Genomic DNA, 13,326 nt, shown 5'->3' with positions numbered 1-13,326 from the left:
AAAATGATTATCAGAAAGATAACGGTAGGTCCATTGCAGGTATGTACTTATATTGTGTATGATGTTTCTGCTGAAGCGTTGATTGTTGACCCTGGCGCCGACCCGGAAAAAATTATTGCATTTATTAATGCATTGAAACTGCTCCCGAAACATGTCGTAATTACCCATGGACATGGAGATCATATTGGGGCAAACGCCTCATTGAAAGAGGCCTTTCCTGAATTGCAGATTTGCGTTCATGAAAAAGACCATGACATGCTGCCTTACCCTGCGAAAAACCTCTCGATCCTTGCCGCTTTTTATGGCGGTGCAACCGTGCGGTCTCCATATGCAGACCGTACACTGAAAGAGGGTGATACCATCTCTGCCGGTAAATGCATTTTTGAAGTAATTCACACCCCGGGCCACACACCAGGTGGAATATGCCTTTATCGTAAAGATCCGGAAAAGGGGCAACCTCCCGTATTGTTTTCCGGAGACAGTCTTTTTAAAAACGGAATAGGCCGCACGGATTTTCCGGGTTGCAGCCAGGAAACGCTTATACAATCGATTAAAAATAAATTACTTGTCCTTGATGAAAAAACAATCATCTATCCTGGACATGGACCCTCTACCACATTGGCAGAAGAGAAACAACATAATCCTTTTCTCCAGTAAGAAAGTAGCAGATGACCGAAAGAAAAGAAAATATAAAAGATTTGTTCATTGAAGAAGAAATGAAGGATTCGTATCTCAGCTATGCCATGAGCGTTATCATGAGCCGGGCCCTTCCGGACGCCAGAGACGGATTAAAGCCTTCCCAGAGGCGCATTCTCGTTGCCATGAACGATCTTAACCTCAGCCCGCGTGCAAAATTCAGAAAATGCGCCAAAATTGCCGGAGATACTACAGGAAACTACCATCCCCATGGCGAACAGGTAGTGTACCCCACCCTCGTCCGTATGGCGCAGGATTTTAATTACCGCTACCCCCTAATTCAGGGACAGGGGAATTTTGGCTCAATTGACGGGGACCCACCTGCCGCAATGCGATACACAGAAGCACGCATGACGGACGTGACAATCACGATCATGGAGGACCTTGAAAAGAGAACGGTGGATTATACCCCCAACTACGATGATACCCGCACAGAACCGGTTGTGCTGCCGTCAAAATTTCCCAACCTGCTTTGCAATGGCTGTTCCGGTATTGCCGTTGGCATGGCAACAAGCATCCCGCCGCATAATACAAATGAAATATGTGACGGCATTGCCATGGTTATTGACAACCCCGAAGTCACCATAGAAGAATTGATGACGGTGATCACAGGCCCCGATTTTCCTACAGGAGCGCAAATTTGCGGAACAAGCGGGATTAAGGAAGGGTACAAAACCGGCAGGGGAACGATAATCGTACGGGCGAAGGCACATGTTGAAACGTCAAAAACCGGAAGAAAGAGCATTGTCGTAACGGAAATCCCCTACCAACTCAACAGAGATAATATTTTGGAACGTATCGCCCTCCTTGTTCGAGAAGAACTGCTCAAGGGGATTTCTGATGTCCGAAACGAAAGCGACAGACACGGAAGCCGCCTGGTAATCGACCTGAAAAAGGGAGAAGATGAAGAGGTAGTTTTAAACCAATTGTATAAACACACAAAACTGCAGGACACTTTCAGCATTATTATGATTGCGCTGGTGGACAATCGTCCGGAAACACTTAATCTGAAACAAATGCTGATATGTTACATTGAACATAGAAAAGTTGTTATTGTTAAAAGAACAAGGTTTTTACTGGAAAAAGCACAGAACAGGGCGCATGTGCTTGAAGGCTTAAAAATAGCCTTAAATAATATAGACCGGGTAATTGAACTGATTAAAACCTCGGATACCGTAGATGCGGCGCGAAGAGGGCTTATCTCTACGTTTTCTCTCTCGGAAATACAGGCGAACGCTATCCTGGATATGAGACTGCAAAGGCTTACAGGTCTTGAGCAGGGAAAAATTGACGCCGAATATGAAAAACTGTGTGCGGATATAAAAGAATACCAGTCGATATTGGCAAATGAAAAGTTAGTGTTGGATATTATAAAAAAAGACGTTGCGGAAATAAAAGAACAATTTGGCGACAAACGCCGGACGGAAATTGTAGGCGCCGTGGGCGATTTAGAGAGAGAAGACCTTATTACGGAAGAAAATGTAACGGTCATTATCAGCCATGAAGGCTATATAAAGCGGCTGCCATTAAGCGCCTATCGTAAACAACAGCGTGGCGGGAAGGGAGTTATCGGGGCGGAAATGAAGGAAGGGGATTTTGCCGAACACCTGTTTGTAGCATCAACCCATGACTATATCCTCTTTTTTACGGATCAGGGCAAGGTGTACTGGCTGAAGGTTTATGATGTTCCTCAAATGGGTAAAATTACAAAAGGAAGGGCGCTCATTAACCTGCTGGAATTAAAAGAAGGAGAAAACGTAACCTCCTTCATTCCTGTCCGCAATTTTGACGATAGGCAATTGGTCATGGCAACCAGCCACGGCATTATCAAAAAGACCGTGCTCAAGGCGTATGGCAATCCGAAAAAGGGCGGTATTATAGCAATTAACCTCGATGAGGGCGACACATTAATCGGGGTAAAATTAACCAACGGAAAACAAGACCTCATACTCGGAACTAACAGGGGAGCGGTGCGTTTTTCGGAGGAAGACGTAAGATCGGTTGGACGTGTTCGCGCGGAGTAAAGGGTATAAAGCTTAAAAATGGTGATAAAGTATGCGCATGGTTGTTGTCGATGATGAGTCATCACTTATGACCATCTGTGAAATGGCTTTGGCAAGCGAACGAATTTTGAAGAGTATTCGGCGAAAAACAGAGGAGGCCAGGGAGTTATCAATATTAAAACTACTGAAAGAAACGGAAAGTGGTTGGGCTGCTTGACGTCAGAGAAACCGATGAATTGATCATGATAACAAAGGGGGGAAGATCATAAGGACTCCGGTAAATACGATTCGAATCATCGGAAGAAATACCCAGGGCGTCAAACTTTTTGATATTGGTAAACAGACAAATTAATCTCGGTTGCCCGCGTAATTCCCGAAGAAAATCCAGCCACTGATGATTTAGAAACTGAAAATGATATCCCGGAACAGGAACAGGAACAGGAACAGGAACAGGAACAGGAAGAGAAAGAGAAATAAATAATACGTAACATTTTAGTTGTTTGAAGATTGCCTTTAAGTATTTACCCTGAGTATTCCCAAATTCCTGTTTGGGAATTTTGCAGAAATACCCGGGCGGGAATACCGAATATTGAATATAGAACAAGGAATATAGAATGATGAAGTATTTTGCTTTAATATTTGATATTCCTTGTTCTGCGGTTCGGTATTCTCTTAAAAAAACCGCCAAAGGCTTGAACCCGCTAATGTAGTTTCCAGTGCCATTACGTTCCCAAGCTTGATCTTTAGGAACGAGCGCAGTCGCAACAAAATAGTAGCGCAGCTTCATGTCGTTCATAACCCTCTCTATCTAGCATAAAGAAAAATGACCCGAACGTATCCTGTCTCTGTCTGTATCATTACTTTTAATGAAGAATCAAGAATTCGTGATTGCCTTGAAAGCGTCAAATGGGCAGACGAAATCATCGTTGTGGATTCTTTCAGCACGGATAAAACGGTAGATATATGCAAAGAATATACGGAACATGTTTATCGGCGTGCATGGGGCGGGAATATCGACCAGAAGAACCATACGATAGGGCTGGCAACGAAAGACTGGCTGCTTTGCCTTGACGCCGATGAGAGATTGTCACCAGAACTTACAAAGGAAATACAAAATGTTCTCAAGAGCCGTGAAACGGCAGACGGGTTTTTTTTCCCCAGACGAAGCAGTTACCTGGGACGCTGGATATTTCATGGCGACTGGTATCCTGATTATCAATTACGTCTCTTCAAAAGGGGACGTGGAAGGTGGCAGGGTACAAATCCGCATGGAAGGGTAAGTGTCGAAGGAAAAACACAGTATATGAAACACGACTTATATCATTTTAACTACCGGAATCTTTCCCACCAATTAAAGACGATAGATAATTACTCGGATATTTTTTCCGGTATTATGATAGAACGAAACAAAAGCTTTAGTTTGTTTCAGCTCATCTTCCGGCCGCTGTACAAGTTTATTAAAGTATACATATTAAAGAGGGGGTTTTTGGACGGACTGCCCGGCTTTATTCTTGCAATTACAAACGCTTTTTACATATTTGTCAAATACGTAAAACTTTGGGAACGTACGCACGGGAATGGCAGAGAAAAAAAACAAAATGAAAAAACTGTCTAATTCCATTTTATCCCGCATCTATACTTTCCTTGGCAGGACAAACCTGCCGTATTTCCCATCAAAAATTACCATTGAATCCGGCAATGTGTGCAATTTGCGTTGTCCCCTGTGCCCTACGGGACAGCATGACAGCAGCGCCAAAAAGGGATTTATTCCTCTTGAATTGTACAAAAAAATCCTCGATGAAATCGGCAGATACCTCAGGCTGATCCGGTTATATAACTGGGGAGAACCTCTTTTAAATAAAGATCTGCTGCCAATGATCCACTATGCCCGAAAGTATGGGATTGATGTGAAAATAAGCACAAACCTTTCGCTGAAACTGGAGGACAAAGATGTTGAGGAACTGTTACGCGCGGGACTAAAGGTGTTGTATATTTCCTGTAATGGCGCAAGTAAGGAAACGTACCTCAAATATCATGTTGGCGGAGATTTTGGTTTGGTAACAGAAAATATGAAACGCCTTGTTCAAAAGAAAAAGGAAATGCACGGCTGCAGGACGAAACTGGTATGGTTATTTCATGTTTTTAAACAGAACGAACACGAGAGAGAGCAGGCGCAGAAAATGGCAAAAGGGATCGGCATCCAGATTAAAATAAACAAGATGAGGCCTGATATGGGAAAGGAAATCTTTGAAACAATACAAGATGCGCTGGAAAGAGATGCCGACTGGATACCCGGGAACCGGAAATTTTTAGTTTGTCCTGAGAAAAAGAAAAAACGAATCTCCTGCACACTTCCCTGGACGGAAACCGTTATTAATTGGGACGGCTCAGTACTGCCCTGTTGCGCCGTCTATAGCGAGACATTTGCGTTTGGCAATATTCACAGGGAATCTTTTGCGCAAATATGGAATAACGAAATGTACGTTTCTGCCAGAAAAGAAATTCTGGGCAGTAAAAACAAGAAAAACACTGTCTGCCATATATGTAAAAGCACGGGATATCTGCATAGTTTCTGATTGATTGGAAAAGAAACAACTTTTTAAATCTGTTTCTACCGTTGAAAATGAAAGAAACAACCCTGACAGGGTTCCAAACCCTGTCAGGGTTAATATACATGCTTGCTAAGGCAGTGTTGTTTCATTTGGTGTTTAAAACGTGTCGGGTGGATTAAGGTGCGGCTTTTTCCCACCGAATCCACCAAATAATAATGAAACGGTGGATTCTCTGTCGCTTAATCCATGAAGAAGAGAGAATCTCACCCCACCCAATTTGCACATATTACATTATCGCAGTGGATTCAATAAATATTCCAGTCCGTTAAGCTTGATTTCGTAAACGCATTCAAGCATATTGCCCAATTCACCTTTCGGAAATCCCTGTTGGGCAAACCATACAATATAAGCTTCAGGCAAATCTATCAACAATCGTCCTTTGTATTTGCCAAAAGGCATGCGTGCCTTCACTACCTTTAAAAGGTACTCTTTATCGGGAAACATATTGTTCTTCTTTCCAAAATGTTTAGAGAATTCCGGGGACACCATGCTTGATTTTAGAGGCTTCGTAACAATTTGGTTTTTTGAAAAAGATATTCACGTGTGCCAATTATATAACAGGAATAAAACATTTTCCTTGTAGTAGCAAGGTACGCCTCATACGCATCAACCTAACTTGGCAGTAGTTGTAAAGGTTAGCATTGCAAGAACATGTGATATTAAGTGTGGGTAGGCGAAGCGTTATCGTGCTTGTTTATTTGTGCGTTGTACGCTGAGAGGATATAAAAAACCGGCATTTAAAGCAAGGGAGAGGTTAAAAACAACAATCTTTCAAAGAGAGGGCAAAATTTTTTTTTAAATAAACACATTTTTTTCGGGACACACCTAAATTTTTTTGATATAAGGAAAATATAACTTACATAATTTCTTACAAAATCAAAAATACAAATTAAACCGTGTCTCACCATAAAAGACTAAAAGAAATCACACAAGAACATGTAAAGAGTTTGGATGAGGACAATTTGGACAGAATTGCCCGTGAGACATGCTTTGTACAACGTTCCACCAACAAGGTATCCGGCAGAGATTTTGTAGAACTGTTGTCTGCCGGGCATTTTGATAGCGGAATAATTTCTTTGGAAGGATTAAGTGATGTTCTTCGCGAGAAGTCTCCCGAGTCAGATATAACCCCACAGGCATTGAGTAAAAAGATAAATAGCGATAAAGCAGTATCGTTTTTAGAACGTACGTTTGAAGCAATATACAAAGAACAGGTATGTCCTAAATTAGAGAAAATACCTTTTGTAGCATTAGAGCAATTTTCGAATGTGTATCTCCAGGATAGTACCCAAATAGCGCTCAATGAGCATTTGGCGGAAGAATTCAAAGGTACGGGAGGCAGTGCGAGCAAATCATCCGTAAAGATAGATTTATTATATGAGGCGGTACATCATATATTGAAAGAAGTTTCTATTACGAAAGGCACCTATCCTGATCAGAAAAACGGAGCAAAGGTATTGAAACATATAGGGGAAAGGGATTTGCTGTTGAGGGATTTGGGATATTTTGATCTTTCGGTATTAGGGGATATTGAAGGAAAAGGGGCATATTATTTAAGCCGCTTCTTCAAGAGTACCAAAGTCTATTTAAGCGCAGATCCCGGTGCAGAAGCCATAGACCTTGTGTCATATGTAAAGAAACACATAGGCAATAAAGGTCTCGCAGACATGGAGGTTTATCTTGGAGAAGAGAGGATATGCAGCCGTCTGATAGCGTACCGTGCGCCCGGGCATGTAATAAATGAGCGCAGACGCAAAGCCAAAAGAGCGGTACAAAAGAGTGGAAAGACCTTGTCCCGTGAATATTTAGAGTGGTTAGACTATAGCTTCTATATCACCAATGTAGGGGCGGAAATCTGGTCGCCGGAAGTAGTAGGCACAATATACCGGATAAGGTGGCAGATAGAGTTGGTATTTAAGCAATGGAAACAATTATTCCGGATGGATGTAATGAGGGGTACCCGTGAAGAAAGGATTCGTTGTTTGTTATATGGCCGGTTGATAATGATATGTATCGTAACGCGGATATATGCGCTAAGCGCATGGTATTGTCATAGTACTATGTGCCGGGAGGTGAGTGGGGTAAAGCTAATTCAATGGTTACAAAGAAAAGGGCGTCTGAGCCGTGCGATTGCAGATAATATGCTTCCGGCGCTTATGGAAGAATTGTTAAAGAGTTTCCCCAAAGGACTGTTAAAACAAAAGAGGCGGCGCAAAACAACCCTTGAATTAATAAGTGGACAGGTTGGATTTTTAGAGGGTTTTTCACTATGACAGGGGACAACAGGAATCATATTCTCAAAGAGCCTGAACGAATCAAATCTGCCGTTGCGTTGCATCAGTCTGCCGCGCCGGTTCGTTATTGTGGGCGCGACTTTACGATGGAAGAAATGAAAATTATTAGTGAAATAGTCAGGACAAAGGGTTTGTGCCGGACGGCTATTTCGGTGAAGATATGTGAGCGCTTTGAGTGGAGAAAGGCAGACGGCAAGCTAAAGGATATGAGTTGCCGTGTAGCGCTGCTGCGGATGGAAAGAGATGGGTGGTTCTCCTTGCCGCCATCTTTGAATCGAAATGGGAATGGCGATGGCAAGCCGTACAAGCATAGTAATATGTTAAATGATAACCAGCCATTGCTCAACCTATCAGCCGGAGAGATTGGAGATATAAGTCTGGATATAGTAAAAACCCCTGTAGAATCCCGTATATGGAACGAAATGATTCATCGTTGGCATTATTTAGGATATAAAAGATTGGTAGGCGCCCAACTTCGCTATCAGATAAACAGTCGTTACGGCGTACTTGGGGCATTAGGTTTTGGTGCATCAGCGTGGAATGTGCAGGCAAGAGAAGACTTTATCGGATGGAGTAGGCAGATTCGGGAACAAAATCTCAATCTGATAGTAAATAATTGCCGGTTTTTGATTTTGCCCTGGATAAAGTCAAGGAATCTTGCATCAAGGGTATTGGGCTTAGTCGCCAAAAAACTGCCGAATGATTGGGAAGATCGTTACAAATACCGGCCTGTAATGTTAGAGACGTTTGTAGAAAAAAAACGTTTCAGGGGTACATGCTATAAGGCAGCAAATTGGATTTATTTAGGAGAAACGAAGGGGAGGGGGAAATTGGGAGATTATTCCAAACTTTACGAAAATGTAAAATTAATAATGGTGTATCCACTGTGCAGAGAATTCCGTTCCGTGTTACAACAATCCCAATAAGTTCTTAGTATATGAGGGAGGTGAATCCCCATTCTGAAAAATTAATCTCTTTACTTCTGCTTTGCTTCAACTGCTGGCTTTTCAGTAAAAGTTAGGTTGATGCGTATGAGGTACGCCTTGCCACTACAAATCACACCCCTTATAATGACTTGTATTCTTTCAGTAATTTCCTGAATTTGTAAACCGTCACTTCATATGCTTCTTTTCCGGTAAGGTCAACCCCGGCGTCTTTCAGGATTTCAAGCGGTTCTTTGTGTGATCCTGCTCCCAGAAATGTCAGATAGTCTTCGACGGCGCCTTTTTCACCGGAGGTTACGCGTTCAGACAAAGCTATTGCCGCGGACAAACTGGTAGCATATTTGTAGACATAAAAGGCATTGTAAAAATGAGGAATTCTAGCCCACTCGTAGTTTAATTGCACATCAATAACCATTCCCTTACCCAGATAGGTTTCAAGATTTTTCAGGTAAATGCCGGTTATGCTTTTCGAGGTCAGCACCTTGCCGGATTCTGCCATCTCGTGAATATCTTTTTCAAAATTTGCGAACATGGTCTGTCTATAGAAGGTTGCCTCTATACGTTTCATATTATGATACAGATAAAATTTCTTCTCCTCGCGCGGGTTTCGGCAATCTTTGACATATGATCAAATAACAGCGCTTCATTGAATGTAGAGGCTATCTCTGCCAGAAAGATGGGATTCTGATAATAAATGTATGGTTGATTTTCAATGGAATAATCCCGATGCAGGCAGTGGCCGAATCATGTGCAAATGTTGAAACATCCGAAAACTTTTCCGTGTAATTTAAGAAAATTAATCCCCGGCTCGCATAACTCCCCCATGAGAATGCCCCTGATCTTTTGCCGGGAGATTCAAAAACATCAATTACCCGTGCACTAACGGTAGCGTCGTACTTCCTGAGATATTCAGCCCCAAGCGGTTCAAGTGCAGTACGAACCAGAGTACGCGCCTCTTCATAAGAATATTTTTAGCAGTTTCACCAACCAGGGCACATAATTATCATAGAAGTGTAATGCTTCTATGCCGAGTTCTTCCTGTTTCAGTGCATTGAACTCGCTAATCACATCAATATTTTCTTTTGCAACTTCAACGAGATTGCTGAATACCTTGTTTGGGCAGTGGCACATAATCGGGAAACAGGGACATTTCCAGCATTGACGCATAGTTGCGTACCTTCGCCAGCTTAATGTTTGCAAGTACGTTTGCAGCATAGATATTTGCCAGTACATCAATATTCTGACGGAAAGGCCGGTAATAATAATCAAACACCTTTTGCCGGAGATCCCGGTCAGGAGATTCTAATAGTTGGGCATATTTTGCATGAGAGAGGTGGATTTTTTCTCCCTTGTGTTCAAATTCCCCGAATAAAATATTGTTATCATGAAAGGCCAAAAAAGCATCATCAGGCTTTTTAAGGCAATTTTCAGTTCTGCTAAAGCAATTTCCGTTTCCTCCGAAAGGATGTGCGGTTTTGTATCGGGCATAGCTTTTCAAAAAGAAGCGATACCCTGCAAGCTGAGAATTTTCGTGAATCATCGTATCGATATCATCAAGCGATAAAGACGACAGCTCTTTTTTTATAAAAACAGTTTCTGCAGAAATCTTTGAAACAAGCAGTTCAATACGGCCCTTCATCTCTTCATACACGGCATTCCGGGTATCTTCAAAAAAGCGTACATGCGCATACACATGTAAATTTTCTCTTACGACAGAATGATCAATGTATAACTGCATGAACTGCCCGAGTTTGCCGGAATCGGCAAGAGCACCTTTAAACGCCATGAGTTGAGGAAGTCCTTTTTCCACCTTCCGGTAGTCTTTCTCCCAACAATCATCCGATGCATACAAAACAGACAAATCCCATTTGTATTTGTCTTCTATTTGATTCCGTGTTTTATTTTTGTTCATATATTTATTTGGATTTTACCCTCCACGAACATTTCCTTTTTTATTTTTGGTAATTTTTTTACCCTTGCTTCCATCTTTAATGCAATACTCCTGCTTCCAATCTTCTTTTTCAAAACCAGCGTTAAAGGTGCCTTCCCTCTTAAGTATTTTGATCCTTTTTTATCATCACTTGAGTGTTCTGCAAATCTTCTTTCCACATCGGTGGTAATGCCTGTATATAATCTTCCATGTTTACATCGTATCAAATACAAAAACCAATTATTCATTTTTAAATTTCTCACGTAAGCATAATCGGCGCGAAGCATGAAGCGACCGCATGCATGCCATTGTTATGCACCTTCAACTCTTACAATGTTTTGTCAGAAAACGGTCCAGTTGGCAGGCAAACGACTGAATGTCTTTCCGTCCAAACGAAGATGGGCCTCCGGTAATCATACCGCCGGCCCGGAGTTCATCCAGGAGATTGCGCATGGCCAGCCGCAGTTTTATGTTTGCTTCCGTGTAGAGATCGCCTCTCGGGTCAATCGCATATGCTCCCTTCTCAACAACACGGTATGCAAGTGGTATATCAGCAGTGATAACCAGATCGCCCTGTTGAGCCATCGCAACGATACGATTATCTGCCACATCAAAACCTGCAGATACCGTAATACTTGAAATGTACATAGATTGAGGAACCTTCAGATGCTTATTTGAGACCAGAAGCAACGGAATGCGAACGCGCTCAACTGCCCGGAATAGGATATCCGCTATCACACCTGGAAACGCATCAGCATCGACGAGTATCTGCATTTAACGCCCTCTCAGGTTATAATGCACGCTGTATAACAGGTAGCAATGAAGTGGCCGTAAGATTGCCGCTTTCGCCAGGGCTGAACCGAAAAATCTCTTAATGAACAACCGTTTTTCCTCTCAGGTTTTCAATAATCCTTGTGCCGCGATTTCTTTAACAGTTTACGAAGACAAGAAGCATTCAGCAAATATTATTTAACAGGTTTCTAAAAAATTGTTTTAGAAAAACACAATCCCCTGTTTCCCCTCACTTTTTTACCCTTTCTGTTAATTGTTTCGCTTCGTTTTTCCTTTCGGTTCCCTAATAAAATCCGGCCATTTTCTCTATCAAGTATCTGTTTGGTATCTTCAATGATGTCTTGTGGTATAACCGTTGGCCACATACAACACATTTGATGAGAGACCGGGTTATGTTTGTACGCCTTCGGGTGCTTTTGGTATAATTTCGCATATGTTTCTTTATATTCGGCTTTCACTACACATATGCAATGCAATTAAAATTTATACGCCTATTTGTGCTAAAAGAAAAGAAAATTTGCATAAATCAAATTGTTCTGCTAGCTTGACAACATATTTTTATTGTGTTAATATTTTTTATATTTTTTAAAATTTTAATAATAGGGACAGAGCGATTTTTAATATAAACAATTTAATCATAACAATACCAGCAATCCTTTATGCGTTGACAATACATGAATTTTTTCATGGTTGGACGGCAAACAGGTGTGGTGACCCAACAGCAAGACTACAAGGCAGATTAACGTTAAACCCGCTTGCCCATATTGATATTATGGGTGCGTTATGTTTTGTTTTTGCAGGTTTTGGATGGGGCAAACCCGTTCCCATAAATCCCAATAATTTTAGAACTCCACGCAGGGATAACATGATTGTTTCATTTGCAGGCCCTGCATCTAATTTCATTTCGGCATTTTTATTTGGCATGGTATTTCAACTGTTGCGCAATATTCCCCTGCCGTCAAATCTCTCCACGATGATATTTAACTTATTAATCACGATGATTGTCGTAAACCTGTCATTGGCATTTTTTAATATGATCCCAATTTTTCCTCTTGACGGTTCACATATCCTGGAAGGTTTATTGCCGTATCGTCTATCCGTCCGATACAAAGAAATAGAACGTTACGGACCCTTTATCCTGTTAGGGCTTATTGTAATGGGAAATTTTACTGGGGTGTCTATTCTTAGCCTGGTGCTTGGCCCGCCGATAAAATACTTCCTGAAGCTTTTCTCAGGGTTATCTTAAAAGGGATGATAGCCTTTTTTTTGAAGCGCCAGAGAAAAATGCAGGACTTTTAGCAGGATAAGCTTTATGGAAATAGCGGATAATTATAAAGTAGATTTAGACATTTATAACGGACCTGTAGATCTGCTCCTTTATTTGATTAAAAAGGATGAGGTAAATATTTATGACATTCCTATTTCCAGGATTACAGAGCACTATTTGCACTATGTAGATGCATTGCAGACGCTTGACATGAACAATATCGGCGATTTTTTGATAATGGCCGCAACGTTAATGTATATAAAATCGTATATGCTCCTTCCAAAGACCGAAATGAAAGATGAAGATGAAATTGAAGATCCAAGGACTTCTTTGGTAAAACAATTGTTAGAATATAAAAAATACAAGGAAACTTCTATCGTCTTGTCTCATAAAGCGGATCATTGGGGCAGAAAATGGAAACGGTTATATTATGAAAATCCCTTAGAAACAGCGACAGAAAACGAAGAGAAAATTCCTCTAGAAGGGGTGAGCCTTTGGGATTTGTTGCAAAAATTTTCAGACCTGATGAGTCAAACATTGTTTGATGTTCAGGGCAGAACAATTGTTTACGACGATACCCCGGTAAAGGATTATATGGAGGCCGTTCTATTGCGTGTTCAACAGAGCGCCCCTGTTTCTTTTTTTGCGCTTTTTGAAGGGATAAGAGAAAGACGTCGCATCATTGGTTTTTTTTTTGGCGCTATTAGAACTGGTAAGGCAGAATAAGGTAAGAATAGAACAGCCACTAAATTACTCCGACGTACAAATATCTTTATACAATTAATTAC

The 13,326-nt window shown here is 41.4% G+C and carries 14 protein-coding genes and 1 pseudogene; 9 read left to right on the top strand and 6 right to left on the bottom strand.

Going from position 1 to position 13,326, the window contains the following annotated elements; genetic code table 11:
• The first annotated feature begins 3 nt into the window (after positions 1 to 3).
• From KSMBR1_RS07445 to KSMBR1_RS07430, 4 genes and pseudogenes are all read left to right on the top strand, one after another.
• Positions 4 to 657, top strand: coding sequence for an MBL fold metallo-hydrolase (locus KSMBR1_RS07445; protein WP_099324753.1), 654 nt, complete (start codon positions 4 to 6; stop codon positions 655 to 657).
• Positions 658 to 668: 11 nt separating this feature from the next.
• Positions 669 to 3,176: pseudogene (gene gyrA / locus KSMBR1_RS07440) on the top strand (DNA gyrase subunit A).
• A 346-nt stretch (positions 3,177 to 3,522) separates the two neighbouring features.
• Positions 3,523 to 4,314, top strand: a complete 792-nt coding sequence (locus KSMBR1_RS07435) for a glycosyltransferase family 2 protein (RefSeq protein WP_099324752.1) — start codon at positions 3,523 to 3,525, stop codon at positions 4,312 to 4,314.
• Positions 4,298 to 5,275 carry a radical SAM/SPASM domain-containing protein gene (locus KSMBR1_RS07430; protein ID WP_169703396.1) on the top strand — a complete coding sequence of 326 codons (978 nt, stop codon included), beginning with the start codon at positions 4,298 to 4,300 and terminating at the stop codon, positions 5,273 to 5,275. Before KSMBR1_RS07435 ends, KSMBR1_RS07430 begins: the two co-directional genes overlap by 17 nt.
• A 267-nt stretch (positions 5,276 to 5,542) precedes the next feature.
• Here KSMBR1_RS07430 and KSMBR1_RS07425 read toward each other — a convergent pair whose 3' ends face one another.
• Complete coding sequence (locus KSMBR1_RS07425) at positions 5,543 to 5,755, bottom strand: DUF3820 family protein (protein ID WP_099324750.1); 213 nt, start codon at positions 5,753 to 5,755, stop codon at positions 5,543 to 5,545.
• Positions 5,756 to 6,207: 452 nt separating this feature from the next.
• On the opposite strand from KSMBR1_RS07425, the gene KSMBR1_RS07420 reads away from it, so the two are divergent.
• Together KSMBR1_RS07420 and KSMBR1_RS07415 are read left to right on the top strand one after the other, a co-directional pair.
• Complete coding sequence (locus tag KSMBR1_RS07420) at positions 6,208 to 7,584, top strand: IS4-like element ISCku2 family transposase (RefSeq protein ID WP_099324749.1); 1,377 nt, start codon at positions 6,208 to 6,210, stop codon at positions 7,582 to 7,584.
• A complete protein-coding gene (locus KSMBR1_RS07415; RefSeq protein WP_099324748.1) occupies positions 7,581 to 8,531 on the top strand; it encodes a Druantia anti-phage system protein DruA in 951 nt (316 codons plus the stop codon). Before KSMBR1_RS07420 ends, KSMBR1_RS07415 begins: the two co-directional genes overlap by 4 nt.
• A gap of 139 nt (positions 8,532 to 8,670) precedes the next feature.
• Here KSMBR1_RS07415 and KSMBR1_RS07410 read toward each other — a convergent pair whose 3' ends face one another.
• From KSMBR1_RS07410 to KSMBR1_RS07395, 5 genes are all read right to left on the bottom strand, one after another.
• Positions 8,671 to 9,117 carry a M3 family metallopeptidase gene (locus KSMBR1_RS07410; RefSeq protein ID WP_099324747.1) on the bottom strand — a complete coding sequence of 149 codons (447 nt, stop codon included), beginning with the start codon at positions 9,115 to 9,117 and terminating at the stop codon, positions 8,671 to 8,673.
• Entirely contained in the window at positions 9,114 to 9,281 is a 168-nt protein-coding gene (locus tag KSMBR1_RS23270; protein WP_157820822.1) for a M3 family metallopeptidase, read from the bottom strand. Before KSMBR1_RS23270 ends, KSMBR1_RS07410 begins: the two co-directional genes overlap by 4 nt.
• A 358-nt stretch (positions 9,282 to 9,639) precedes the next feature.
• Positions 9,640 to 10,461 (bottom strand): gluzincin family metallopeptidase, encoded by an 822-nt coding sequence (locus KSMBR1_RS07405; protein WP_099324746.1) that lies wholly within the window; start codon positions 10,459 to 10,461, stop codon positions 9,640 to 9,642.
• On the bottom strand, positions 10,458 to 10,727 hold the full coding sequence (locus KSMBR1_RS07400; RefSeq protein WP_099327003.1) for a GIY-YIG nuclease family protein: 270 nt from the start codon (positions 10,725 to 10,727) through the stop codon (positions 10,458 to 10,460). Before KSMBR1_RS07400 ends, KSMBR1_RS07405 begins: the two co-directional genes overlap by 4 nt.
• A 73-nt stretch (positions 10,728 to 10,800) precedes the next feature.
• On the bottom strand, positions 10,801 to 11,253 hold the full coding sequence (locus KSMBR1_RS07395) for a YaiI/YqxD family protein (RefSeq protein ID WP_099324745.1): 453 nt from the start codon (positions 11,251 to 11,253) through the stop codon (positions 10,801 to 10,803).
• Positions 11,254 to 11,935: 682 nt separating this feature from the next.
• Between KSMBR1_RS07395 and KSMBR1_RS07385 the strand changes: the two genes are divergently transcribed.
• The 3 genes from KSMBR1_RS07385 to KSMBR1_RS23265 all read left to right on the top strand — a co-directional run bounded on the left by KSMBR1_RS07385 (position 11,936) and on the right by KSMBR1_RS23265 (position 13,322).
• Complete coding sequence (locus KSMBR1_RS07385) at positions 11,936 to 12,517, top strand: site-2 protease family protein (protein WP_157820444.1); 582 nt, start codon at positions 11,936 to 11,938, stop codon at positions 12,515 to 12,517.
• A 66-nt stretch (positions 12,518 to 12,583) separates the two neighbouring features.
• Positions 12,584 to 13,264 (top strand): segregation and condensation protein A, encoded by a 681-nt coding sequence (locus KSMBR1_RS07380; RefSeq protein ID WP_099324742.1) that lies wholly within the window; start codon positions 12,584 to 12,586, stop codon positions 13,262 to 13,264.
• Positions 13,221 to 13,322, top strand: coding sequence for a segregation/condensation protein A (locus KSMBR1_RS23265; RefSeq protein ID WP_420886549.1), 102 nt, complete (start codon positions 13,221 to 13,223; stop codon positions 13,320 to 13,322). Before KSMBR1_RS07380 ends, KSMBR1_RS23265 begins: the two co-directional genes overlap by 44 nt.
• The last annotated feature ends 4 nt before the right edge of the window (positions 13,323 to 13,326 follow it).

It is taken from the genome of Candidatus Kuenenia stuttgartiensis, assembly GCF_900232105.1.
In the GTDB taxonomy this organism is placed as follows: Bacteria; Planctomycetota; Brocadiia; order Brocadiales; family Brocadiaceae; genus Kuenenia; species Kuenenia stuttgartiensis_A.
This window is presented reverse-complemented; position numbering and strand designations above follow the sequence as displayed.